22 protein-coding genes are annotated in these 24,505 nt (G+C 32.5%); 10 read left to right on the top strand and 12 right to left on the bottom strand.

Annotated features, from left to right (window positions below; all coding sequences use genetic code 11):
* Nucleotides 1-8: 8 nt before the first annotated feature.
* Together JJL45_RS09615 and JJL45_RS09610 are read right to left on the bottom strand one after the other, a co-directional pair.
* A complete protein-coding gene (locus tag JJL45_RS09615; RefSeq protein WP_068604362.1) occupies nucleotides 9-809 on the bottom strand; it encodes a haloacid dehalogenase type II in 801 nt (266 codons plus the stop codon).
* A 53-nt stretch (nucleotides 810-862) separates the two neighbouring features.
* On the bottom strand, nucleotides 863-1,465 hold the full coding sequence (locus tag JJL45_RS09610) for a TetR/AcrR family transcriptional regulator (RefSeq protein WP_068604365.1): 603 nt from the start codon (nucleotides 1,463-1,465) through the stop codon (nucleotides 863-865).
* Nucleotides 1,466-1,871: 406 nt separating this feature from the next.
* On the opposite strand from JJL45_RS09610, the gene JJL45_RS09605 reads away from it, so the two are divergent.
* The gene (locus JJL45_RS09605; RefSeq protein ID WP_068604366.1) at nucleotides 1,872-2,294 is read left to right on the top strand and encodes a hypothetical protein; all 423 of its coding nucleotides are present in this window, start codon (nucleotides 1,872-1,874) and stop codon (nucleotides 2,292-2,294) included.
* Nucleotides 2,295-2,477: 183 nt separating this feature from the next.
* Here the strand turns inward: JJL45_RS09605 and JJL45_RS09600 are convergent, their stop codons facing one another.
* The 9 genes from JJL45_RS09600 to JJL45_RS09555 form a co-directional block, all read right to left on the bottom strand.
* Nucleotides 2,478-2,846, bottom strand: coding sequence for a type II toxin-antitoxin system HigA family antitoxin (locus JJL45_RS09600; RefSeq protein WP_068604368.1), 369 nt, complete (start codon nucleotides 2,844-2,846; stop codon nucleotides 2,478-2,480).
* A 246-nt stretch (nucleotides 2,847-3,092) separates the two neighbouring features.
* Nucleotides 3,093-5,096: a S41 family peptidase gene (locus tag JJL45_RS09590; protein WP_068604370.1), complete on the bottom strand. Its 2,004-nt coding sequence runs from the start codon at nucleotides 5,094-5,096 to the stop codon at nucleotides 3,093-3,095.
* Between the two features lie 171 nt (nucleotides 5,097-5,267).
* On the bottom strand, nucleotides 5,268-8,702 hold the full coding sequence (locus tag JJL45_RS09585; RefSeq protein ID WP_068604372.1) for a cold shock domain-containing protein: 3,435 nt from the start codon (nucleotides 8,700-8,702) through the stop codon (nucleotides 5,268-5,270).
* A gap of 182 nt (nucleotides 8,703-8,884) precedes the next feature.
* Nucleotides 8,885-9,160 (bottom strand): hypothetical protein, encoded by a 276-nt coding sequence (locus JJL45_RS09580; protein ID WP_068604374.1) that lies wholly within the window; start codon nucleotides 9,158-9,160, stop codon nucleotides 8,885-8,887.
* 9 nt (nucleotides 9,161-9,169) lie between these two features.
* On the bottom strand, nucleotides 9,170-9,394 hold the full coding sequence (locus JJL45_RS09575; protein ID WP_202664120.1) for a hypothetical protein: 225 nt from the start codon (nucleotides 9,392-9,394) through the stop codon (nucleotides 9,170-9,172).
* 55 nt (nucleotides 9,395-9,449) lie between these two features.
* Nucleotides 9,450-9,908 (bottom strand): hypothetical protein, encoded by a 459-nt coding sequence (locus tag JJL45_RS09570; RefSeq protein WP_068604377.1) that lies wholly within the window; start codon nucleotides 9,906-9,908, stop codon nucleotides 9,450-9,452.
* Nucleotides 9,909-10,200: 292 nt separating this feature from the next.
* A complete protein-coding gene (locus JJL45_RS09565) occupies nucleotides 10,201-10,896 on the bottom strand; it encodes a DUF2441 domain-containing protein (protein WP_068604379.1) in 696 nt (231 codons plus the stop codon).
* 280 nt (nucleotides 10,897-11,176) lie between these two features.
* On the bottom strand, nucleotides 11,177-12,034 hold the full coding sequence (locus tag JJL45_RS09560; protein WP_068604380.1) for a DUF2806 domain-containing protein: 858 nt from the start codon (nucleotides 12,032-12,034) through the stop codon (nucleotides 11,177-11,179).
* A gap of 323 nt (nucleotides 12,035-12,357) precedes the next feature.
* Entirely contained in the window at nucleotides 12,358-13,311 is a 954-nt protein-coding gene (locus JJL45_RS09555; protein WP_067147670.1) for a PhoH family protein, read from the bottom strand.
* Between the two features lie 211 nt (nucleotides 13,312-13,522).
* Here JJL45_RS09555 and JJL45_RS09550 point away from each other — a divergent pair, with 211 nt between their 5' ends.
* The 9 genes from JJL45_RS09550 (at nucleotide 13,523) to JJL45_RS09510 (ending at nucleotide 22,670) form a co-directional block, all read left to right on the top strand.
* The gene (locus tag JJL45_RS09550; protein ID WP_068604382.1) at nucleotides 13,523-14,419 is read left to right on the top strand and encodes an S-adenosyl-l-methionine hydroxide adenosyltransferase family protein; all 897 of its coding nucleotides are present in this window, start codon (nucleotides 13,523-13,525) and stop codon (nucleotides 14,417-14,419) included.
* A gap of 148 nt (nucleotides 14,420-14,567) precedes the next feature.
* A complete protein-coding gene (gldF, locus tag JJL45_RS09545; protein ID WP_068604384.1) occupies nucleotides 14,568-15,281 on the top strand; it encodes a gliding motility-associated ABC transporter permease subunit GldF in 714 nt (237 codons plus the stop codon).
* Between the two features lie 2 nt (nucleotides 15,282-15,283).
* The gene (locus JJL45_RS09540) at nucleotides 15,284-15,769 is read left to right on the top strand and encodes a hypothetical protein (protein ID WP_068604385.1); all 486 of its coding nucleotides are present in this window, start codon (nucleotides 15,284-15,286) and stop codon (nucleotides 15,767-15,769) included.
* Nucleotides 15,762-17,429 (top strand): gliding motility-associated ABC transporter substrate-binding protein GldG, encoded by a 1,668-nt coding sequence (gene gldG, locus JJL45_RS09535; protein WP_082935978.1) that lies wholly within the window; start codon nucleotides 15,762-15,764, stop codon nucleotides 17,427-17,429. The genes JJL45_RS09540 and gldG overlap by 8 nt, the downstream gene beginning before the upstream one ends.
* A 173-nt stretch (nucleotides 17,430-17,602) precedes the next feature.
* A complete protein-coding gene (gene dnaN, locus JJL45_RS09530; RefSeq protein ID WP_067147658.1) occupies nucleotides 17,603-18,721 on the top strand; it encodes a DNA polymerase III subunit beta in 1,119 nt (372 codons plus the stop codon).
* Nucleotides 18,722-18,868: 147 nt separating this feature from the next.
* Nucleotides 18,869-20,518, top strand: a complete 1,650-nt coding sequence (locus JJL45_RS09525; protein ID WP_068604386.1) for an ATP-dependent nuclease — start codon at nucleotides 18,869-18,871, stop codon at nucleotides 20,516-20,518.
* A 141-nt stretch (nucleotides 20,519-20,659) separates the two neighbouring features.
* Entirely contained in the window at nucleotides 20,660-21,403 is a 744-nt protein-coding gene (locus JJL45_RS09520) for a hypothetical protein (protein WP_202664119.1), read from the top strand.
* A gap of 193 nt (nucleotides 21,404-21,596) precedes the next feature.
* Complete coding sequence (locus tag JJL45_RS09515) at nucleotides 21,597-21,959, top strand: CidA/LrgA family protein (RefSeq protein WP_068604388.1); 363 nt, start codon at nucleotides 21,597-21,599, stop codon at nucleotides 21,957-21,959.
* A 3-nt stretch (nucleotides 21,960-21,962) separates the two neighbouring features.
* A complete protein-coding gene (locus tag JJL45_RS09510; RefSeq protein WP_068604389.1) occupies nucleotides 21,963-22,670 on the top strand; it encodes an LrgB family protein in 708 nt (235 codons plus the stop codon).
* Nucleotides 22,671-22,726: 56 nt separating this feature from the next.
* Here JJL45_RS09510 and JJL45_RS09505 read toward each other — a convergent pair whose 3' ends face one another.
* The gene (locus tag JJL45_RS09505) at nucleotides 22,727-24,316 is read right to left on the bottom strand and encodes an aspartate:alanine exchanger family transporter (protein ID WP_068604390.1); all 1,590 of its coding nucleotides are present in this window, start codon (nucleotides 24,314-24,316) and stop codon (nucleotides 22,727-22,729) included.
* Nucleotides 24,317-24,505 lie beyond the last annotated feature (189 nt).

Genomic DNA, 24,505 nt, shown 5'->3' with positions numbered 1-24,505 from the left:
ATTAACTTTTATTTTAATGCCATTAATTTTCTTACTGTTAGGGCTAAGTCATTTTCATTTATTTCTGGTTTTGGAGCGAGTGGATATAATTGAGCGCCAGGTCTGCTGATAAATGCAGCTCTCCAACCTGCCCAAATGGCACCAGCAATATCCCAACCGTGAGCCGCCACTAATAAGCACTCGGAAGGATTCACCCCCATTTTTCTTGCCGCCCAATCGTAGGCATCTGTATGTGGTTTAAATTTTCCTATATCTTCAATACTTAATCTTTCATCAAAATATTCGATTAATCCAGCGTTTTCAAACTGTGTTTGCACACCTTTGTTTGATGAGTTGGTAAACGACACCAATTTATATCCAGCCTCTTTTAATGCTTTTAAGGAGTCTTTTACTTCGGGATGAGCCGGTAACGACCGAATTGGTTCTAAAATAGCTTCACGTGCTTCTTTTTCGGTGACTTTAATGCCATGATTTGCTGCTACCATTTGTAAAGCTGCCGCACCAATAATACCAAAATCATTGTATTGTCTTCCCACTGTAGAAACCAAGGAATATTGAAGCATCGTAGTAAACCAAAGCGGCAATAATTCGCTTCTACCATTTAGCACGTTTCCCACGCTTTTTTTCATGGCCGTTAAGTCTAATAATGTTTCGTTGACATCAAAAAACAAAACCTTAGGTCTGATTGAGGTATCCGTTTTGATTATTTCTTCAGGTTTTGTTGCTCCAAATGCTATTCCTGGTAATGTTGCTCCTGTAACGCCTAGTATTGCCGATTTTTTTAAAAAGTTTCTTCTAGTTCCTTCCATATAATATGTGTTTTTAAAAACATTCCTATTGGTATGTTTTTTATTAAAAAAAATTATGATTTTAATTGATTAATATATAATTCTAAACCAGAAATATATTGATCCAGTATGACATCATCCTCATATATTTTTCGGATTCCTCTAATACCTTCAAAAGCACTAATTAAATAAACGGCTACCGATTCACTAGGCGTATCATTTTTAATAGTCCCCTCTGATTTGCCTTTCTCTATCAAGGTAACCAAGGCATATTTCCATTTGTCTATGATACTTTTTAAGGCTAATTGGTAACCAACTTCACCATGGTCGATTTCGTTAATGAAGTTATTCATTGGACATCCATTTTGCTTATCGTATAAAGGGAAAGACCTAATTCTGTTTAAAAAAGTGTCCTTTAAAATGTCGATGGCATGACCAGGTTCCAAAAGCGGGGTAATCATCCCATCATGCACACGTTTTTGTATTTTTAGTTGAATAACCTCCAGTACTAGTTGTTGTTTGTTTTTGTAATGATGATAAAACGCACCTTTTGTCATTTTCGTAGCTTTCATGACATCATTAATACTGGTAGCTTTATAACCATTTTCGTAAAATAGCTTAAACGCCTCATGCACAATGTGCTGTTTCGTTAACTCCGATTTTAATTCTTGCTGCATGGTGCAAACTTAAAAATAAATACCATTCGGTATGTTTTCAACTAATTCTTTAACAGTTTTTTATAGTTTAAGGGAACAATTTGATGACGGTTTTATAAACTAGAGGAGCTTGCGGATTGTGATAAATTTAATGTATGATGTTGATTTTTGGGCTTGGTACACATGGGAATACTAAAATTTAAGAATTGATAAAGCATAGGCGTTAGAAAATAAAGGCGGATAAGAATATGAACGCAAATTAGTTACAAATAAATTGTAGCGGTTCCATTTCATGTTAAATCAACCCTTTCAAATAACTAATTTTTAATAAGTTAGTATTTTTTCGTAACTTTTGTTTTCGTTAGGAGAATGATAATTTGCTTCAAATCAATCATATAAAGTACAATTATTAAAAAAAATATATCCTATGAAAACAGCAAAACCAATACTAATCATCCTGATATTATATTTAAGCTTTTCAAATCATGCTTTAGGACAAGTGTTAACAGAAACGCAAAATCAATCTGCTCAAGAATTATATGATTTTCATATAAAGAAAAAGAAAACCAATAATACCGTTGCTTGGATTGTATTAGGTAGTGGAGTAGCAATGATTGTTGGAGGTTATGGAATTAATATGAGCGGAGGGATTATCGATAATGATTCTACAAATAACAATAAGGGACTTTGGTTATCTTATTTGGGTGGCGCTGTTACTGTTGCCAGTATACCACTATTTATTTCAGCAGGGAAGCATAAAAGAAAGGCTAAAATTCAATTACAAAACGGAGCAATAGGATTTGATCGCAATATGAATTATTCAGCTATTTCTTTAACCTATTCATTTTAATAGCCACTTTAAGTGATTAAATACTGCTTAAAAATCACTTCTGCGTATTGATGAGCAACTAGGTTTTATTATGATTTCTGACATGACTGAATGCCTAAATTATCAAATACAATGTTTGGTGAAATTTTGCAATCTAAATTAAACTAATTATAAATGATAAATTAAGTTGATACATATTGCTTTTTATTTTGAAAGTTGATAATTATTTACCAAAACTGAAGCTGAAATATGTAAAACGCGCTCCAATTCCCTAATCATATCAACAGTCAGTTTTTTCTTTTTATTCAAAATTTCTGAAACTCTACTTTTTCCTCCAATGATGCCAACTAAGTCTTTTTGTTTTAAATTCATTTCTTCCATTCTAATTTTTATGGCTTCAATAGGGTCTGGAGCTTCAATAGGATAATATTGATTTTCATAATTATCAATAAGCATTGATAATACTTCAGCTTCATCTCCCTCTTTTGTATCAGGAGCAGCATCAAATATAACTTCAAGTCTTTCTAGAGCTTTCTCGTAATCTTGCTCCGTTTTTATAGGTTTTATTTTCATGATCTTAATTTATTAAATGGTGTCGGCATCTATTTTATCATATTCGGAATGCGTACCAACAAATCTTATAAATGAAATGTAAACAAAAGTTCTCTAACAAAGAACTTTTGTTTAATGTTTAAATAACCTGTAACGATGTTATATAATCCAATTTAATTTCTCTCTGATAAAACCACTTACTTAACCTCAATCCAATGTACTTGAGTATTGATACTTTAATACTACGCAGTTAGCAAATTACCCCATTTATTCTTTATCAGCCGTTAAAAACTCAATAGCGGTTTGAAGCACTACATCTTCACATTGTTGTTTTTTTAATTCATTTTCTAAGGTGATTGGAACCCGAATATCTGGTGTCACACCTTTTCCTTCTAAATTAACTTCTTTGGTATTCGCAAAATAGGTTTGACCACCTGTGTAAGTAAACATTTGTTTTTTAGGTAATGTAACCACCGCTAAAATACCACCAGCACCTTCAGTACCATGTTCAGCAATAACGGTGGCTCTGTTTTGAGATTGTAAATATTGTGAAAAATATTCGGCAGCACTAGCCGATTTATCATCCACTAAAACAACTATTTTACCAGAGTAATAGAGGTTTGAGTTCGGTGTATAGATTTTCATATTATTACTTCCTGCTTTTATAAAATCGTGCTGTCTCGGATCGTAATTATATAAATCTAACCAATTAAGCGGTGCTGGATTTTGCTCTGAAAAAAAATAAGAAGTCATCGTATACATCAAAATAAGGAGGCCTCCAGAATTACCTCTTAAATCTATAATTATGCCTTTTCTATCATTTACTTTTAATAAAAAATCCTCATAGGTCGCCAAAGTAACAGGTATTTCCTCAAAATTTTTCCATCGGATGTAGCCAATATTGCCCTCATTGAAAAACTTATAACTTATTTGTGAATCAGTCTCATTACGGTCGCAAGATTTTTCGGGATAAGTGAAACTGTCAGCATCCTGGGTAACTAATTGAACTTTTTGAGGTTTCGTTTGATTAGGATTCTTAAAAGCTACACCAACATTGGTGCCTATCGGAAAATTGAAAAAGAAGTTTATGCGTTCTAAAGCAATAGATTCATCCGTGCCTTTACTGGTATTAATAGGGATATCCTCCATATGTTCTGCTGGTGTCTTTCCATTAACACTTAGTATTTCGGTACCTACTACCCAACCCGCTTTTTTAGCAGATGAGTTTTCTGCTATTGTTGTAACTACAAAACGACCATCTGTTAGTTCGACAACAGACACACCAAGCGATCCTCCCCAAAGTTCTCCCAGTTTTTTATAGTACTTACTCACTAAGGCCATATCATAACTCGATGTTTGTACATGGGCATCTTTAAGTGAAATAGACAAATCTTTTATAGCAATAAAATAATCTCCAGTATCCTTTCTTTTTTCCGCGTCTTTAATCTCATCCAGATACTTGGCTCTAATTTTTTCCCAATCCAAGTTTCTCTTTTTTGTATAAGCATAACGTTCTTTTAGGAGATCGATAAGTGCATTATAAGCTTCAACCAAGCCCATTTCAGAAAAATCTGGCGCATCGTTTTTGGCTGTTGGCTCCAATAAATCCATAACACCAATAGAGTCACGACTAAATTGAATAGAACCATCACCTTTTATAGTGGCCAAAGTATAGCCTGTTTCCAGATTGGTTACTTCGTCATCGGCTGTAAACATTTTTTTATCCTTACCCCAATTTTTAGGAAATACCTGCTTATTGTCGGATGCATAAATTAAAAGGGTGCCTTTTGAAATTTGTTCCGTTTCAGAATTTAATGTTACCGATTGATACCCGTTTTGCTCTAATTGATCTAAATAGGAATCACCATACATATTCAGTCCTATTTGCGTATAAAAAACTTGCACACCTTGTTTAGAGCTGTTTTTCTTATCAAAATTGACGAACCTCGCATTTGGTTGGATGGGTAAATCTATTTCGAAAGTTGTTGGTGAAGGATAAATAGGACTTGTAGAGCGTCCTAAAATCTGACTTTTTATAGGTACAAATAAACTATCGGCATCGCCTTTAATAGCATAGGAAAAATCCATTAACGCAAAGGTGGGACTATGGTAATATTTAGGAATCAAATAACTTTTGTAATCTAGTTTTCCTGATATTTTTTTTACACCATTTCCTGATTGTGCTTCTACCCCACTTCCAAAAAACAAAAGTACTAATGGCAAAATTGCGAGTTTCAAAATTTTAAAATCTAGAGGTTGTTTTGTTTTCATGTGATTGGTGTTGTTTATTTAATATCAAGGTTTTGCACAAAGATAAATTGTTTGAGCAATACTATCTCGAATATTACTCACACTATCTTACCGACATGCATTTATAGCAAATTACGGCGGTAAAATTAGATACTTCCGTTATTGCTCATACAAAATAACAGGTGATGGTATTTATTCATATTCAACAAATACGGGAGTATGATTGGCTCCACATCCACATTTATTACAAGTTTTGTCATCACAAATCAACCATTTACAAGTAGAACATACTTTACATTCTCTACTATCCAAAATTTTCCCACACCCTCTACAGTGTGTGAATCTTATAGGCTTATTGAATGACTGGCATTTATCATTAACACAGCAAAATAGAGGAACGGCATAATACCCTAGTAAATGAGGTTTATAATTTTTAGGACGTAAATATTGACAACATTCCATGCATATTAGCCTATCAAAGATTGTTTGCATACGATTTAACCAGCCTGCCAAGTAAATAAATGCCAATCTATCTAAATTTATATTAAATAATTCATTTAACTCTATCAAAGTCCAATTTTCATATTCATTTCCAAACTCTATTTTATCATTAACACCAGCACACACTGCATTTTTACACCAATAAAAGTCATATAGTTCTTCAGTCGGTTTATTCGTTTCAGAATTATAAAAGTGTTGAGACTTCCAAAATCGCCCCTCACAATATATATCCTCGCTCTCCCCTGAAATTAAAAAATGGTATCCTTTTGTATAAAATCTAGATGCTTGACCACTCTGCCAAAAATTAATACCTGAATATTTTTTTCTTCCATTACATTTTTTTACTAAATTTCTTATTGAGTAAATATTAATATAAGTATCAATTGTCACTATATTTTTTGTTAATAAATTGAAATGTTCCTTTAGGATACGATTCATTAAAGACATTAACTCACTTCTTGATTTGACTGGATATAAAATAAAGCTATTGATCAACAATGCACTTAACTCAGTAAACTCATATGATGATAATATTTTCTTAAATTTTAGAACTGATTGATGATTCTTATACACTAGATAAGCATTAAACTTTATAAAATCTGACTGAAAAGCATATTTATGTCTAACAAATAGATCTTGTAACTTAGCAATATTGCATTCGTTAAGAGGATCATTAAAAGAACGGGTGAGAATATTAAGATCGTTATCTTTCTCATCAAATACAGCATTTATTTCTTTGGATTTTTTTAGAAGCAGACTATGAAAACCTATAAAAACTTTATTATTTAATAAAATTCTGTCTGCAAAATATACGTATAGATTTTTAAAGTGAATTAATGCTAAGTCCAATATTTTTATCGGCTCTTTCTCAAGGTAATTCATTAAATGCTCTTTTATAAATTCCTCGGATAGATTCTTGAAAATTTTATTATTTGATAGACTATTAAGGTGTTTAGAACTATCAACTAACGACGTGCATTTGTTAAGAATAGAAATTAATAAATTAGAACTAATAACAAGTGGAATTATATTAAGACACAATGCATCATTCTCTGGTAACTTACAATTTATGTAATTTACTATTTGCGTTTCAGTTAATTTAAAATCCTCACCTTTTAATTTTGCTAAAAAATCCACTAAACCTATAAGTTCTTCAGATTTTAAAGTTTGTTGAAAACGTATTTCCAAGTCTGAGTTATCAAAATATAAATTGTATTTTTTAAATAGTTTTGAAAGTGCAAATAAATCTAGTATTGAAATATTATTTTTTTGATTATCGAATACCTCAATGATTTCTTCTTTATAATTCACTCCAGGATCAATTAGAGTAAAAAGCATTTCAACTTCATCCGGAAATGAGAAATCAAATGATTCTATACATAAACATATAAAAGGGTCATGGAGATAATATCTTAATATTTCAAGTTTAGCCTTATTAGAAAATATTTTAAATTGACCTAACAACTTTGCTTGGAATCGTTCAGATAGACTAAAGTTATTTTTACCACCATACACTAAAAGTTTTCGTGTTAAATATACATTTTCAAACAACCAATTATTACAAATAGCAATAAATACGTTTAAATCATCGCAAAAGGATGTAAAAATCAATTTTTCCGCATCATTAAATTCCTTTATATATTTAACTGAGAAAGATTTTAAAGCGTCTTCACTTAATATTTTTAATAGCCTTAATCTTTTTCTTATTTCAATCTTATAGTCCCCAGCAATAACATTGATGAATCTTGTTTTTGTGTTATCATCAATATCAAGTGAAAAATTCAATAAAGCACATTGTTTTTCACTAAACTGTAAAAAATTATTTTCAATTAATAAAGAAATTTGTTCGTCAACTAACTGAGGAAAAATTAATTGAAGAATGATATTTTGCTCACTTCCTTTTAATAGTTTAATTGCTTTTATATTTTCTATTAAATTTTCAGTATCGATTAATTTTCTTTCAACTTTCAATTTTAAAATTGAAAAGATTTGCTTAGTACTTTCTCCATTTAAAGTTTTGATTCTTTTAATTAAATCAAAACCAATACTAGAGCAGTTTTCAAATAAAATTTTTTCGTCAATGAAATAATCTGCAGAATCGGGAAAATATAATCTAAGTTTTTTTGTTTCATAATCAACAAACAATCTTTTATTACTCCAAACATCAAATAATAAACCTGAGGTAATATTTGTCAAAATCATTTTAAACAATTCTTCTCTTTGACTTGAATCCAGGATATTGTAAACCTCTACTTTTTCTTTTAAAGTTTCGATATTTGAAATAATATCTGAAAAAAAAGAATTAATTAATTTCAAATTTACTTCATCTCGAATGTTATATTTAGATATGTTTTTAAAATCTGCAGCATTTAACAAACTAATATGTTCAACTAAATAATTTTGATCAAAGGGTAGATCTTTCTTTAGGTAAAAACCTTGGTCAATATTCAATTTACTATTTTCAGAATAGTCCAAATCTCCAGACTTCCATAATTGAACGGAAATTTTACTACTTATATTAGCATTATAATAATCAATTAAATGCTTTATTACTTTATAATTTCCTTCATTCATTCCCGTGAATCTTTCGGTTTTATTTTCTGTCCCCTCTGGTTCAAGTTTTAAAGCATTGATTCTATTTTTTGTAACCCTATAAAAATCGGTTATTTCACTTATTCCCCAACCTGTAATATTTTCATTGAATGCATCTCTAAAAAAATCAATAATATCTGATTTACTTTTATCTTTGAGTACTTTATATAAAAAATAATTTAAAATATCATATTTACCCAATTCTCTTTTGGTATATGAATTACCCCAACTGCTCTTCCCTATAATTTTAACCTCAATGCCAACAGTTCGTGGTTTCCCAATTAATTCCATTGCTAGATTAAAATCATTTTGTGTTTTGGGGATCGTACAATTTACTGCTGGGGAGGACTTTCCCTTTTTTTTACTTCCTTCTTCAAAAACAAAGGAAGTAGCTTTTAAAATCTTATCAGGAGAATCTAAAATGTTCGATTTATGGATAAAAAACTCCTTATTTTCATGATTCACTATAACTCCAAATCCTTTTAATTGGTCGAACCATTTAATTATACCAATATATTTTTTAATCTTATTCATAAACTAATTAAAGTATTTGTAGGCTTCCCCATATTAGAACTGCTTAATTACCCTCAACGATCTCGGACAAGAAATTAGCGGGTTTACACAAACTAACTTTTCATTTAAACACAAGCCTTTAGCATATTTACTCTTGTTATAGCTACTAAACCTCTATTTTTTTATACTTTGAGGGCGATTGTTTAGTTTTGATAAGGATCATAAACACCTAATAAGCCATTACTATACGCTTTAGCACCCCAGCCATTAACTTCACTAATATTAATATCAACAGTATTATCAACATCAACGCTACCCGAAACACCAACATTTCCTGATACATTTACATATCCACCTTTCAAGTATACGTTTTGTTTCGTCGGTATTATTCCTGCGTTTTGAAGTACAACTGCCCAAATTCCAACTGCCATTATTATTAATATTGCTTTAAGTGAAATGTTTTGTGATTTAGTTTCCATATTGTTTATTTATATAAAGTTTAATATCATTTTTACAATTGAATTTACATTGTCACGAATAAATATTGCGACCCATTTTTCTGCACGATTTCCACTATGAGAATCGCTAAAATTATTTCTTGCTTTAGCAACGACATTTGTAACTGTAGAAATAAGAATAATTACTTGTTCAGGATATCCAATATTGTTTGTTTCAAGTTCCATTTTTAAATAATTTTTTATTTGTACAGCCATAGGTGTTAATTCATTAAGATTTATTTGAGCAGCAATTTTTTCTCTAATAAATGATTTATAGAACCTTTCCAACCAAGTATAAGTGAGTGTTAATACAATTCATAATTACCTTTGTTATAGCTAAATCCATTCTCTCTAAATAATCTATTAGTCTATCTGCATTCCATAAATTAATTGGGATTTCAGCCTGTGGAACTTTTAAATGATTTACAGGCTCAATTAAGTCGCGAATGGAAGCCGTTCTTTCTGGTTCTATATGACCAATCGCGCCAATAATAGAATTTACTATTTGAATTCTTTCATTTTCAGGTTGTTCCATTATTAGGTCAAAAAAGTAATCTCTTCTGCTTGTACTTTTGTTTTCAGCCCTACGTTGCTCTATACAATTTATATAAGATGGGACATTATAATTAACTTCTTTAATGATATTTAAAAATTTTGTTCCTCCGTAATAAGTATTGCCTTGAATATTTATCAATTCAAAAATTCTATTGTAAATCTGTATCCAATTCATTTATTCGAGATCTTTGTTTAATCCTGACTAATCCAACAATATATCTTTGAAAATCAACAGTTTAAAACTGTTCAATTTTCTCACATTTATTAATATATTCAGCTCCTATTTACTCAATTTTTCGTTAGCCAACGTACCGAGGAATTATTGGGTTTCTATGAAGGATTACCTAACACGTTGTTGTATATGGTTTGTTGTTTGGTCAAACATGCAATTTAGCAAATAAAAGCGAATAGAAAATCAGAGAGGTTTTTCGTAAGTTAGGATAAACTAGTAATAAATTTATCCGGTGTTAGCTGTAGTATTTTTCACTATTGAATTCCGTTTTTATTATTTCTCTATCTTCTTTGTTTTCCAACCTAACAACTCCTTCAATTAAATATTCATATTGATGATGTTTATCAAAGTCTATTCCTTGCCAGTATTTTACAATTGAACTGATTTTTTTAGTCTTTTCGTAATCCGTAATCCATTTTGAATCTGCTTTATGTGATTTTATTGAATTCAAAACTACAGGTGCTATGTGAAATTTTGTTCTATTAAAAAACATATTTCTTAACATATTTCTTCCGTCAATATCATCTTCCGCGACAAAAATACAAGTCAATCTACTTGGCAAATTTGAATTAATTTGTCTCCTAACCTTTTCAAATTCAACCTCAAGTTTTGCTATTTTATGAATTCGTTCAATATCGGAATTTGAATAAAATTTTGTGTTAATTGTTCCAATTCCTACTTTTAACCCATTTGTTGCCCAATTTGATATTATTATATATTGAAACCTCGGAGAAACAAACCCAAATTGGGTTGAGTTTATATCTGTTAAAAGTTCATCAGGAGTTATTTTATAAAGAGGGTATTCAGTTCTATAAGAATGATAATGAGCGAGTGTAGGAGAACTTATCTGATTTGTATTTATTAGATTTAAACAAACAATAGGTTCGTTTAAATCAATAAAATATATAAATTTTAGGGTCTCTTTTGTCATATTCTGACTAACGTAAAATTATGTTTCTAAAAATCAGTGGTTTATAAATATCCGATTTTTTCATAATTATTAAAACTTTCTGCTTCAATTTACTCAATTTTACGTTAACTTACGTACTGAGGAGTTTTTGGGGTTCTATGGGGGATTACAGCTAACGGTCTCAGCTATGAGTCGTTACGTGGCCTAGAACTAAACTTTGCAAGTACACACCAAACTGAAAATCCAAGAGGATTTTTAGAAAGAGGCGAGAGCAAGCAATTACTTATAACTATTGTTGGTGTTAGTTATTTTCCATTAATTTATAGTTCTTGATTTTATAATTTGTCTTTAACCATTCAAAGTATTCATTAATAAATTTAGGGTTCAGGTGTTTAATTATCTGTTTTCCGTTTAATGACAAACCGTAAAAACTTGGCATTTCAATATCAAATTGCTTTTCATGCGTTGGTTCAAATCTGATTTTTTGATCGAAATATTTTAAAGCGAATTTTTTCTTTTCAGGGTTGTTTAAATTTCTACTCATATCGTTGGGTAGGAATAGGCCCAACGATTGCAAAGTTTGAAGACTACTGAAATCTATACCAAGTGAATTCAAAACAGGTCTGATACTTTCTGGCAATGAAAAAATATTTTGAGGTATCTGGTCATCATTAACACACAATGAACAAATTCTTTCGAATAATTCAAGTTCACTTTTTCCGAGCATCTTAAGTATTTGCAGTGTACTCATAGAATAAGTGCCGGGTTCATTATATTCACCAGCAATTATTTTGGCTATAAGCTCTTGCATATCCTCATTAGAAACTGTTTTAGAGTGCTCAATTGTATTCCAAAAGAAATCATTATCCATTTTGATTTCATTCGGTTTACCAGCTTCTATATATTTTGAACTTTTTACTGCAGTATCAATTAAATTTTCGGTGTTCCTCATGTATTCAATGTACTGCATCCCCATTATACCTCCCTCTTTAGCTTTCTCGTATTCATCATGAATGAGTTTTTTCCTTACTTCACCTTCCGCGGCCCATTTGCTCAATCTAAATCCAGTTATTTTATCGATTACTGTAGTAAATAAAGGTGTGTTTGCAACTTTTGAAGCGCTTTCGATGGTTTTTGCTAATGATGCAGGATCTGTCATATTTCTTGTTTTCTAAATTAAAACCAACAAAAGTATTTCAAACATATACTCCTTTAAAATTTTTAATTCAACCTTAAAAATCAAAATCTATACAATTTTGGGGTTAATCTTAAAAAAAGATGATGGTATGTTTTTCACAACCATCATCTTTTATGCTTTTTAATATTTTAATGTTATCAACCACGTATCATGGTTTTTCAGGCCTTTATCTTTATGTTCGTGCCCCTAGCCCTGATTGAAGTGGCATCCTTTTTTGCCCCTAAAGGGCGAAAAAGATAAAACGGAAAGCAGGTTTCTGCTCCTGAAAAAAAATTATGATTTCTTTAGTCCGCGTTTTCAATGCTTTTATAGGCTTCAATAACTTTTTTAACGAGTTTATGACGAATAACATCTTTATCGTCTAGGAAAATCATGCCCACACCTTCCACATTTTTTAAGATGAGTAAAGCTTCTTTAAGTCCGGAAATGGTACGGCGTGGCAAATCGATTTGACCAGGATCGCCCGTTAATAGGAACTTGGCGTTTTTTCCCATACGGGTTAAAAACATTTTCATTTGGGCGTGGGTAGTGTTTTGCCCTTCATCTAAAATCACGAAGGCATTATCTAAGGTTCGTCCACGCATAAAGGCCAATGGCGCGATTTGAATGGTACCGTTTTCAATATAATGCGCGAGTTTTTCGGGAGCAATCATATCCCTTAGCGCATCGTATAAAGGCTGCATGTAAGGGTCCAATTTTTCTTTTAAATCGCCCGGAAGGAATCCTAAATTCTCCCCTGCCTCTACCGCTGGACGGGTTAAAATGATACGCTTAACTTCCTTGTTTTTTAAAGCTTGAACAGCCAAGGCTACGCCGGTATAGGTTTTTCCTGTTCCTGCTGGACCGATGGCAAAAACCATATCGTTTTTACGCATGAGCTCTACCATTTTACGCTGATTTGGCGTTTGAGCTTTTATGAGTCGGCCGCTAACCCCATGCACGATAACTTCGCCACTTTTTTCGGAGGTGGTATAATCATCGCTACTTTGACTGGTTAAAACACGCTCGATGGCATTTTCGTCGAGCTTATTATATTTTGCAAAATGCTTTAGGAGCATGGTGAGGCGTCTATCAAATTCTTCCAGTAATTCTTCATCACCAAAAGCTTTAATTTTATTCCCGCGGGCTACAATTTTTAATTTAGGAAAGTACTTTTTTAGAAGTTCAATATTCGTGTTTTGTGCTCCAAAAAAATCTTTTGGAGAAATCTCTTCAAGTTCGATGATTATTTCGTTCAAAGGCGTGGTTTTAGGTTAAAAATTAATGTATAGCTGTTCTGTTGTTTTTCTGTGCTTCTAATTTAATGAATAAGATTTTATGGCCTTATATTTTTCATTTAAATTATAAAAACGAAAATGAAAATTTGTAGGTTTGTATCTTATTCATGACTCTCTCAAATTTAAGTAAAATTGAGGGACTTAACGTTAAAAACATATCAACAATTTGCCCATGGCAATTATTACACTAACAACTGATTTCGGAGAGAAAGATTACTTTGCTGGCGCTACACGAGGTGCTATTTACAGCGAACTTTCTGATGTTAAAATTGTTGATATCTCACATGCTGTATCACCTTTTAACATTCCTGAGGCGGCTTACATCATTCAGAATGCATACAATAGTTTTCCTAAAGGCACCATCCATATTATTGGTATTGATTCGGAGCTAAATCCGGAAAACAAACACATCGCTGTTAAGCTAGATGGACATTATTTTGTGTGTGCTAACAATGGTATTATGAGTATGATTTGCTCGGAAATTGCTCCCGAACAGATTGTAGAAATTAATATTCACGATAAAATAACAAGTAGTTTTACGGTGTTGGATGTTTTTGTGCAGGTGGCCTGCCATATTGCTCGTGGTGGTACGTTAGATGTGATTGGAAAAAACATTTCAGGTATTAAACCTATTAAAAATATTACGCCTTACGTTAATGACGATAAAACCCAAATTATTGGTTCGGTGATTTATATTGATAACTACGGGAATGTGGTGACCAATATTAAGCGTCATTTTTTTGAAAGCGTACAAAAAGGAAGACGTTTTGAAATTACAGCGCGTCATTACACCTTTAAAACTATATACCATAAATACAGTGATATTGTTAATTTTGACATTCCAGAAAACAAACGTCATGATGAAGGCAGACGCTTAGTGGTTTTTAATTCTGGTGATTTTTTAGAAATTGCCGTTTATAAAAGTAATAGTGCCACCGTTGGTAGTGCTTCTACCCTTCTCGGACTCGGACTCATGGACGCGATAAGCATTAAGTTTATTCCGGATCCTATTAATTTACAGGATGTCGATTACCCGCAGCAGGTTCATAAAATTTCTGATTTCGAATAATAATAAAAGGGGTATGTTTGTTAGAATAGGGAAAAATGACGGGAGACGGAAGCCAACAACCAAAAACCAGTAACCAACAACCAGGAACTAGTAGAAACTTTTAACTTTTAACTTTTAACTTTTAACTTTTAACTTTTAACAAAACTAAATGTTCGCCATATTAAGAAAAGAAATAAATTCATTTTTTGCCTCGCCAATTGGATATTTGGTTATTGCTATTTTTTTAACGCTTAACGGCTTATTTCTGTGGTTGTTTAAGGGGGAATTCAATATTCTAGATTATGGTTTTGCCGATTTGTCTTCTTTTTTCTTACTAACGCCTTGGATTTTAATTTTCTTAATTCCGGCCGTAACGATGCGTAGTTTTTCAGATGAAAAAAAACAAGGCACTTTAGAGCTATTGCTTACCAAACCTATTTCATTATTCCATATAGTTTTAGGGAAATATTTTGGCGCTTTTGTACTTATACTTATTGCACTTATACCTAGCTTACTGTACGTTTATACGGTTTATGAACTTGGGAATCCTGTTGGAAATTTAGATATGGGTAGTACTATGGGATCGTATTTCGGACTCCTATTTCTCATCGCGGCTTATACAGCCATAGGCGTATTTTCCTCGACCTTATCCGACAATCAAATTGTAGCTTTTATTACCGCTGTTTTTATATGTTTTATTTTTTATATCGGTTTTGAAGGTGTTGCCGACTTCCTTTCTAATGATTTTATTAATCAATTAGGCATGAGCGCGCATTTTAAAAGCATGAGTCGTGGTGTGATTGACACGAGAGATTTGGTCTATTTTATAAGCTTAACGCTATTCTTTTTAATGCTAACTAAAATAAATTTGAATAAAGCATAACCATGGTTTTAACTCCGCTTTTTATTATCTCATTACTTATTGTATTCGTTCTGGTTTGGCTGTTTATAAATACCATAGATAAACGCAAATGGCTTACTTTTATAGTCAGTTTGGCTTTAACACCTTTGGTGTACTTTTATATATTCTATCCCGTTATCAATATTTTCAGCAACTACCATCATGAAAAGTATTTCAATGCTGAAGCTTGGGAGGAAGATCCTGAATTGCGTTTTGAGATGCTCCATAATATTATAGAAGACAGTTTACTTATAGGAAAACCCAAAAGAGAAGTGAAACAGCTGCTTGGTGAAAGCGAATGGTATGGTTGGGATGATAGCATCAAAGCCAATTCTGAAGACCAATGGAATTATAATTTAGGATTTAAGCCTGGTGCTTTTAACAAAGACCAAGAATGCATTGAATTGCTGTTTACTAACGACAAAGTAACTGCCCTAAGAACCTACAAATTAGAGAAAACCTTTGAATAACACTATCAAAAATATAGCCCTTCTTATAATCGCCTTAATTGGGATTAACCTCATAAGCAGTTTTGTTTTTGAACGTTTTGATTTGACTGCCGATAAACGTTATACCTTAAGCCAATCAGCGATTGAAACTATAAAACATGTTGATGCGCCGCTTATTATTGATGTGTTTTTAGATGGTGATGATTTCCCTTCAGAATTTAGACGCCTAAAAAAGGAAACACAGCAACTCCTTGAAGAGTTTTCTGCTGAAAACAAAAACATCATTTTCAACTTTATTAACCCTGTTGAAGATGAAGCCACCCGCGAGCGTAACATCCAGCAACTTACTCAACGTGGTTTAACCCCTATGCAGTTAAGTGTTACCGAAAGTGGTAAATCGTCAAAAGCCATTATTTTTCCTTGGGCCCTTGCCAGTTATATCGACCAAACGGTTATTATTCCGTTAGTAAAAAACAAAATTGGAGCCACTCAGCAAGAGTTGGTAACCAATTCGGTGCAGCATCTGGAATATGCTTTTGCCGATGGTTTTAGCAAACTCACTACGCCTAAAAAACGTAAAATTGCCATCTTAAAAGGTAATAAGCAACTTGAAGATCGATACATCGCTGATTTTGTAAAAAAAATAGGCAATTACTACTTTATTGCCCCCTTTACTTTGGATAGCATTGCTAACAATCCGCAAAAAACGCTTCACGATTTAGAGACTTACGATTTAATCATCTCGGCGAAACCTACCGAAGCTTTTTCCGAAGAAGAGAAGTACGTTTTAGATCAATACACCATGAACGGCGGCAAAAGCTTATGGCTTATCGATGCCATTGCCATGGAAAAGGACAGTTTATACAACGCTAACGGCAGTAACGTTGCCATCCCCAGAGATTTAAACCTAACCGATTTTTTCTTTAAATATGGTGCTCGTGTGAATCCAGAAATGGTAAGCACCCTATATTCAGCACCTATTACTTTAGCCATTGGTGAAGGGAGTCAGTCGCAATTTCAGCATTTGCAATGGCCCTACTCCCCGCTTGCAGGAAGTCAGAGCAACCACCCTATTGTAAACAATTTGAACTTGATAAAGTTTGATTTTGCAAACCCAATCGACACCTTAAAAAACGACATAAAAAAGACCATTTTGTTGCAGTCGGCACCTCTATCAAAATTAGAAGGTACCCCGAGAAAAATTAGTTTAGAACTGGTTACTAAGGAACAAAATCCGCAACTTTTTAATGCCGGAAACCAAAATTTAGCTGTGTTACTCGAAGGCGCATTCAACTCAGTTTACAGCAACCGCATCAAGCCTTTTGAGCTTTCAAATTCCAAAGATAAAAGTGTACAAACAAAAATGATTCTTATCGCCGATGGTGACATTATAAAGAACGATGTGATACGACATGTGCCGCAAGAATTAGGTTTCGACCGCTGGACGGGGCAAACGTATGGGAACAAAGAATTTTTACTCAATGCCGTAAATTATTTGCTAGATGATAACGGACTTATAAACATTCGGTCGAAAGAAATTGCCGTTGCCTTTTTAGATCAGCAAAAAATAGCTGCCGAAAAAACCAAGTGGCGCCTTATAAACATCGTACTACCACTGGTTTTACTCGCGATTTTCGGCATGGCTTTCAACTATATCAGAAAGAAAAAATACGCCGCTTAAATGTTAATAAGTTTGTTTCCAAATATAAGCCGTTTAGAATATATTTGTATGAAGCATAATGTCAATAAAAGCTAGGTTTATTTATTTTAATGATTTGCGTGAAACTGCTAGTTTAATTTTAAGAAACTACAGGAACACATTGAAAATCAGCTTAGCAAACATAATATTCTCAGATGAAATTTATAGTATCAAGTACTTATTTATTAAAGCAATTACAGGTTTTAGGAGGTGTGATTAACAGTTCGAATACCTTACCTATTTTAGATAATTTTTTGTTTGAACTAGACCAAAACGAACTTACCGTTTCTGCTAGCGATTTAGAAACCACTATGGCTTCTAAATTAGACGTAGAGAGCGATAGTCAAGGTAGCATAGCAATTCCTGCACGTTTGCTCTTAGATACTTTAAAAACCTTTCCTGAGCAGCCTTTAACCTTTGTGGTTGAAGACAACAACACCATCGAAATTAGTTCTAACCATGGTAAATATGCTTTAGCTTACGCTGATGGTAAAGAATTCCCTAAGGCTGTGGCTTTAGAAGACCCAAGCAAAACCGTGGTAACTGGCGATGTTTTAGCAACTGCTATTAGCAAGACTATTTTTGCCGCTGGAAACGACGATTTACGTCCGGTAATGAGTGGTGTCTTTTTTCAGTTTTCTACGGAAGGCTTAACCTTTGTTGCTACCGATGCGCATAAGTTAGTGAAATACACCCGTGAAGATATTAAAGCCAATCAGGTTGCCGAATTCATTATGCCTAAGAAACCTTTAAATCTTTTAAAAGGTATTTTAGCTGCTAGTGAAGACGAAGTAGCCATTGAATACAATGAGTCTAATGCCAAGTTTACTTTTGAGAACTCAGAGTTAATTTGCCGACTAATTGATGGTAAATACCCAAATTACGAAGCGGTTATTCCAAAAGAGAATCCGAATAAACTGGTGATTAGCAGAAATCAATTTTTAAATTCTGTACGTCGTGTTAGTATTTTCTCTAACAAAACCACACACCAAATTCGTTTAAAAATTGCTGGTGCCGAACTTAATATTTCTGCAGAAGATATTGATTACAGCAACAAAGCCGAAGAGCGTTTAACTTGCGATTACCAAGGTGATGATATGCAAATCGGATTTAACTCACGTTTCTTAACTGAAATGTTGAATAACCTAAATTCTGATGATGTACAACTAGAAATGAGTATGCCAAACCGCGCTGGAATTTTAACGCCTGTTGATGGTTTAGATGAAGGCGAACAAGTTACCATGCTAGTTATGCCTGTTATGTTAAACGGATAAGTTTTATAAACTTCAAAATCTTTATAATTACAATATATAAAGCTGTCTGAAAGGTAAATTTTATCGTAAATCTGAATGTATTTCAAATTGCGATTGTATTTAGCTTTTGGACAGTTTTTTTATTATAAGTAGCTAGAACTAAACTAAATGAATATACAAGAATTTGGAATTAGCAATTATAGAAGTTTCGATGAAAAGGGAGTCTATCTTTGTAACCTAAAAAAGATTAACGTAATTATTGGAAAAAATAATTGTGGTAAATCAAACGTTCTTAGGTTTCTACAAACACTAAATTTCATAATCAAGGATTTAAATAAATTCCCTAATGATATTCAAAATCAACATCGTAGAAACGGAGAACAATCAGTATTACATCTAAAAATAAAAGGCGACGAATTTCCTATTGATAAAAATAAAATACGACCACATTTAAAATTTGACTACAAAAATTTTCTTTCAGAATTCCATAATTTTAGTATATCACTAAATTCTCAAAAAATTAAACTTCCAGAATTCTTTGAAAATTTAACTCCACAACAATTAGAACCTTTTCAAACTAAGTATTCAACGGCTAGTCGTATTGAATTAATTAATACCATAGAACAACAATGGACTAAGACAATAATCGCTAAAATTCAATCCTCCTTTAGTGACTTAATTTATATCCCACATCTAAGAGTTATTAAAGAAGGACACTCGTATGGAGATTCTAACTCTTCTATAAATGGTTCTAACATTATCAGCAAAATGTTCGAAATGCAAAACCCCGTAATAGGAGATGAAAAATCTAGAGAAAAATTCAATTTAATTCAGGCTTTTGTTCGCGAATTAATAAATAAACCGGACCTAGAAATTGAAATTCCACACACTAAAGAGGAAATCGTATTAACTATTGATGGTAATAGATTGCCGCTTGAATCCTTCGGAACAGGAATTCATCAGTTAGTAATAATGTGTAGTACATTAGTAATTCATGAAAACTCTGTAGTTTGTATTGAAGAGCCAGAAATTCATCTTCACCCTGAATTGCAAAGAAAGTTCATTAGGTTTTTGAATAAAACAAAGAATATTTACTTTATAACAACTCATTCTAACATTTTCCTAGACTCAAGGTATAATACGTCCATATACCACGTATTAAATGATGGAATCAAATCTACCATTTATAATGCAAAAAGGACAGATAGAACATTTTCAATTTTAAATGATTTAGGTTATCATTCGAGTGACATTTTACAAGCTAATGGTATAATTTGGGTCGAAGGACCAAGCGATAGAATCTATATCCTAAAGTGGATTGAGCTATTAGACAACACACTAATTGAAGGGCTGCACTTTTCAATAATGTTTTATGGAGGCAAATTGCTTTCTCACCTATCTTTTGATAATGAACAAATGATTTCAGAACTAATTCCTCTTTTAAAGCTTAACAGAAATGCTTTTGTCCTTATGGATAGAGATGGGTTTTCTAAACAAACAAAAATTAATCCAACAAAATCTAGGATAAAAAAAGAACTAGGAGATAGAAATTCTTGGGTTACAAAAGGAAGAGAAATAGAAAACTACCTAACTTCAAACACAATAAAAAGTTGGCTAGGGATTGAAAATTTGAAAATTGACTCGGATAAGAAATTAGAAGACATCATTGCCAGCAAAAGCACAAAAAAATATTCGTCCAATAAAAGTAGATTTTCAGCGGAAATAGTAAAGCATATCGAGGTAGTTGATTTAGATATTTTAGATTTAAAATTGAAAATAACTCAGTTAGTAAAAAGGGTAAAGAAATGGAATGAATAAAAACTGTGACTAACAATATCTATGAATTATTGCGAACTTGTCATACTCAAAAAAAAGGCATAAGTAAAAAAAATGATTTCTTTCCAAAATAATGATCAACTAACTCTCAAACAATTAAAACTTATTAAACACCCAAAAACCATGAAGCAATTATTTCTAGTGGCATTATTAATGTTTTTATTCACAAAATCTTTTTCGCAAGAAAAAAAAGTAACAATACAATTATCTACTGGAACAACCTTATCCTTTCCAAAAACAAGTAAACTTACGGACTCAAACATTAACGGCAACCCTCAAATCAAATCTTCGATGAATATTGGAGCTTTTGTGTTACCTAGTGTTAATTATTCGCTAAACAAAAAAACATCTATTGACTTTGGGGTTGGTTTTTATTTGGACAGATTCTCAATTGAAAACAAAGTAGGTTATGTTACAAATAATGGTAACAGAAATGTTAGTCAAATTCAAACACCTATTAACTTCAATTTTCATTTTGGAAACAACCGTTCATTACTTTTTGGTATTGGTGGTTTTTCAAGTTTTTTAATATCAGCAAGAGAGAAAGGAGAATCAAGAATTAGTAGTCCTAATTTCATTAATCCTGAAGACCCCATATTTGACCCAGTAGACAATACGAACGTATCCCAAAATTTTGACAATGATATAAAGGACAAATTTAATCCAATAAGTTTTGGAGCATTTGTTCAATTAAAAAAGAACATTTCTTATTCTGCTAGCACAAAAGGTTATTTAAGTTTAAAAATTAATCAATATTTTAATGCTATTAAAAATAATGATTCCGACTCTTATTTAACTAATTATGTTAATTTCAAAAATGAAAAGGAGCCAACTACTATAAACTTAGGAATCGGAATAACCATATAACGCTTGCTGATTCCCACAGAATAAAATAAACCCTAGTTTTAGTTCACCTCAATATAGCTCCTTTCTTTTGCTCCTATAAATACCAATAAGCATCTCAGGAACTGTTAACTCACAATTATTAGCATATTATACAGATGCATCGTATTTTCGAAAATAATATTCCCAAGTAGCAATACAAAATCAGTTTAAAACCATGAGGCAAGTCGTAATTATACTAGGCTGTTTACTTTTTGGAGAAGTTGTAGTCCATCTAACCGGCATAAAAATGCCTTCTAGTATTATTGGCATGATCCTATTAACCGTTTTGTTAGAATTGGGTTGGATTAAGTTAACATGGGTAAGCGGATTGAGTCATTTTTTAACCAAAAACATGGCCTTCTTTTTTGTTCCGCCTGGTGTAGCCATTATGTTGTATTTAGATTTGATTAAAGCCTCCTTCTGGCCTATTATTGTGGCTTCTACCCTAGGCACCATCATTGTTTTTGCCTGTACTGGCTGGACACATCAGTTGTTTATGAAACATAAAAACACCTTCAAAAAAGGCAAAAAATCATAGCCCATGGATGCTGTTTTAAACACCGAAATATTTATTCTCACGCTTACTTTTGTAGCCTATTTTATAGCACAAAACCTGCAGAAAAAAACCAAGTCTATTTTCTTAAACCCCGTTCTAATTGCCATTATTCTCATCATTGGCTTTTTATGGCTTTTCAAAATCGATATTGAGGTTTACCAAAAAGGCAGTCGAATGATTGAGTTTTTATTAAAACCAGCCATCGTCGCTCTTGGTGTCCCGCTGTATCAGCAATTAGGGAAAATCAAAAAACAAGCCATTCCTATTATTGTTTCCCAATTGGTAGGTTGTATTGTAGGCGTTATTTCGGTGGTTTTAATCGCTAAATTTATGGGTGCTCCCAAGGAGATTATTTTTTCAATAGCTCCCAAATCGGTAACCACTCCCATTGCCATGGAAGTTTCTAAAACCTTAGGAGGCATTCCTGCCCTAACCGCATCTGTAGTAATTTTATTTGGGATAATTGGCTCTATATTTGGTTATGAAATCATGAAAATAACACGCATTAAAAGCGCTATTTCTCAAGGCATTTCAATGGGTACTGCTGCTCATGTATTAGGCGCGTCCAAATCCATGCAAATTAGTGGGAATTTTGGAGCACTATCCAGTATCGGCCTTATTATCAACGGCGTTTTTACAGCCATATTAGCCCCTTATATCATTTCATTTTTAAGTATATGGATTACTTTTTAAATCCGTAGTAATGGCATTTTTTAACTTAAACAGAAAGCGATACTTAATATAACGGCTTAGAATAACAGCCCGAGCACCTGACAACAAATAATTAATAGCACCATAGCAATCGGGTAAACAGTAGCATAGGCCACTGAAGGCGCATCCGTTTTAGTCATGCTATCTACAGCAGCCAAACCTGGCGTACTTGTCATCGATCCTGTTAAAGTCCCTAAAAGCGTTAAAATATTTATTTTGAAAAACATACGGGCTACGATAGCTGCTAAAACCATAGGAATAAAGGTTATTAATCCGCCTATTAAAAACAATTTAATACCATATTGCGAATAGGTTTCAACCAAGGTTGCTCCTGCATTTGTTCCAACAACGGCTAGAAAAAGCATTAGTCCGAATTGTCGTAACAAGTGATTAGAGTTACCACTCATTACCCAAAGCATATTACCTGTTTTTCCTATACGTCCTAAAATCATAGCGACTATAAGTACGCCTCCTGTTAATCCCAAATTAAATTTAAATGCATCTCCAAACGATATAGAAACACCACCTACAAGAATACCAATAACAATACCTAGAGCTAAGGGGAAAAAATCGGTATCAGAAAGTTTACTTTTATTATCCCCAATAAGTCTTGAAATCTGTTTGGCACTACTCTTCTGACTAGAGATCATTAATTTATCACCAATTTGCAATTTAAGGTTAGGATTAGGCGATAAATCGATACCACTACGTCGTACTCTAGTAACCGTAGCATTAAAGGTATTTTTAAGGTTTAATTGCCCTAAGGTTTTATTTACTAATTCTGTTTTTGTTACCAAATATGACTGTACAATATAGGCCTCTCCTAGAGATATTTCAACATCAATCCTAGGTCCAATTAATAATTCTATGCGATTTAATGCGTCTTCGGTCCCCACGACTCTTATATAATCACCTTTATGTAATACCGTATTTTTTTTAGGCACGAAAGCTTCATTTTTATGCTTTATTCTCGAAATCACACCTTTAGTCATCGATCCAACTTGTAAATCTTCAATCGTTCTATCGATAACACCTTCATTTTCAACAACAAAATTAGCACGTGTAATGGTTTCTAGATTCCCATGCGCCTTTTCTTCGTATTCAGCTTCTTCTTTTGTTAAGTTTATTTTAAAAATTTTAGGATAGAGTTTCACAAATAAAATTACCCCAATAACCCCAAATGGATACGCAATACCATAACCAATGGATGCTAAAGGTGAATGGGTTACATCAATAGCTGTAGCCAAACCTGGGGTACTAGTAAGTGCTCCCGCCATTAAACCTATGGCTATAGACTTATCGATATCTAAAAATTGAATGGAAAGAAAAGTAATAATGGCCGCCGAAAACACCACCAGAGCAGCGATAATAACGAGATTTTTACCATTTTCTTTAAAGGAGTCAAAGAAACCTGGACCGGCTTGTAAACCAATGGTGTAAATAAACAAAATGAGTCCGATTTTTTGCAAAATATCTGGTAAAGCAACACCATAATGACCAAATAATAAGGCAACAAAAATAATAGCAGAAACATCTAACGAAATCCCCTTAATTTTAATGTTTCCTATAATAAATCCGATACAAATAATTAAAAATAAAGCGAGATACGTTGCGTTTAAAAACTCCATCAATTAAAATTTTAAAATCAAGTTACAAATGTAATTTATAAAAAAGATAGCTATACTGACTTTTATCATGCCTTGTTTTTTGCCGAAATAATAATTATTTAAAATTCCGGCCTAATTCCTTGACTATTGAACTGTTAAATTGAAATAAAACATAATTTAATAAATACATTTTTGTATTATAGCTTCAAA

The sequence above is a fragment of the Tamlana sp. s12 genome (assembly GCF_016767215.1).
Taxonomy (GTDB): Bacteria; Bacteroidota; Bacteroidia; order Flavobacteriales; family Flavobacteriaceae; genus Pseudotamlana; species Pseudotamlana agarivorans.
This window is presented reverse-complemented; position numbering and strand designations above follow the sequence as displayed.

Bases quoted from the DNA above. Each gene is read 5' to 3' on its own strand.
- JJL45_RS09580 (WP_068604374.1), bottom strand. From the start codon at position 9,160: ATGGAAACTAAATCACAAAACATTTCACTTAAAGCAATATTAATAATA.
- JJL45_RS09600 (WP_068604368.1), bottom strand. From the start codon at position 2,846: ATGAAAATAAAACCTATAAAAACGGAGCAAGATTACGAGAAAGCTCTA.
- JJL45_RS09610 (WP_068604365.1), bottom strand. From the start codon at position 1,465: ATGCAGCAAGAATTAAAATCGGAGTTAACGAAACAGCACATTGTGCAT.
- JJL45_RS09565 (WP_068604379.1), bottom strand. From the start codon at position 10,896: ATGACAAAAGAGACCCTAAAATTTATATATTTTATTGATTTAAACGAA.
- JJL45_RS09525 (WP_068604386.1), top strand. From the start codon at position 18,869: ATGAATATACAAGAATTTGGAATTAGCAATTATAGAAGTTTCGATGAA.
- JJL45_RS09515 (WP_068604388.1), top strand. From the start codon at position 21,597: ATGAGGCAAGTCGTAATTATACTAGGCTGTTTACTTTTTGGAGAAGTT.
- JJL45_RS09590 (WP_068604370.1), bottom strand. From the start codon at position 5,096: ATGAAAACAAAACAACCTCTAGATTTTAAAATTTTGAAACTCGCAATT.
- JJL45_RS09505 (WP_068604390.1), bottom strand. From the start codon at position 24,316: ATGGAGTTTTTAAACGCAACGTATCTCGCTTTATTTTTAATTATTTGT.
- JJL45_RS09520 (WP_202664119.1), top strand. From the start codon at position 20,660: ATGAAGCAATTATTTCTAGTGGCATTATTAATGTTTTTATTCACAAAA.
- JJL45_RS09615 (WP_068604362.1), bottom strand. From the start codon at position 809: ATGGAAGGAACTAGAAGAAACTTTTTAAAAAAATCGGCAATACTAGGC.
- JJL45_RS09550 (WP_068604382.1), top strand. From the start codon at position 13,523: ATGGCAATTATTACACTAACAACTGATTTCGGAGAGAAAGATTACTTT.
- dnaN (WP_067147658.1), top strand. From the start codon at position 17,603: ATGAAATTTATAGTATCAAGTACTTATTTATTAAAGCAATTACAGGTT.
- JJL45_RS09570 (WP_068604377.1), bottom strand. From the start codon at position 9,908: ATGAATTGGATACAGATTTACAATAGAATTTTTGAATTGATAAATATT.
- gldF (WP_068604384.1), top strand. From the start codon at position 14,568: ATGTTCGCCATATTAAGAAAAGAAATAAATTCATTTTTTGCCTCGCCA.
- JJL45_RS09560 (WP_068604380.1), bottom strand. From the start codon at position 12,034: ATGACAGATCCTGCATCATTAGCAAAAACCATCGAAAGCGCTTCAAAA.
- JJL45_RS09575 (WP_202664120.1), bottom strand. From the start codon at position 9,394: ATGGCTGTACAAATAAAAAATTATTTAAAAATGGAACTTGAAACAAAC.
- JJL45_RS09540 (WP_068604385.1), top strand. From the start codon at position 15,284: ATGGTTTTAACTCCGCTTTTTATTATCTCATTACTTATTGTATTCGTT.
- JJL45_RS09585 (WP_068604372.1), bottom strand. From the start codon at position 8,702: ATGAATAAGATTAAAAAATATATTGGTATAATTAAATGGTTCGACCAA.
- JJL45_RS09605 (WP_068604366.1), top strand. From the start codon at position 1,872: ATGAAAACAGCAAAACCAATACTAATCATCCTGATATTATATTTAAGC.
- JJL45_RS09510 (WP_068604389.1), top strand. From the start codon at position 21,963: ATGGATGCTGTTTTAAACACCGAAATATTTATTCTCACGCTTACTTTT.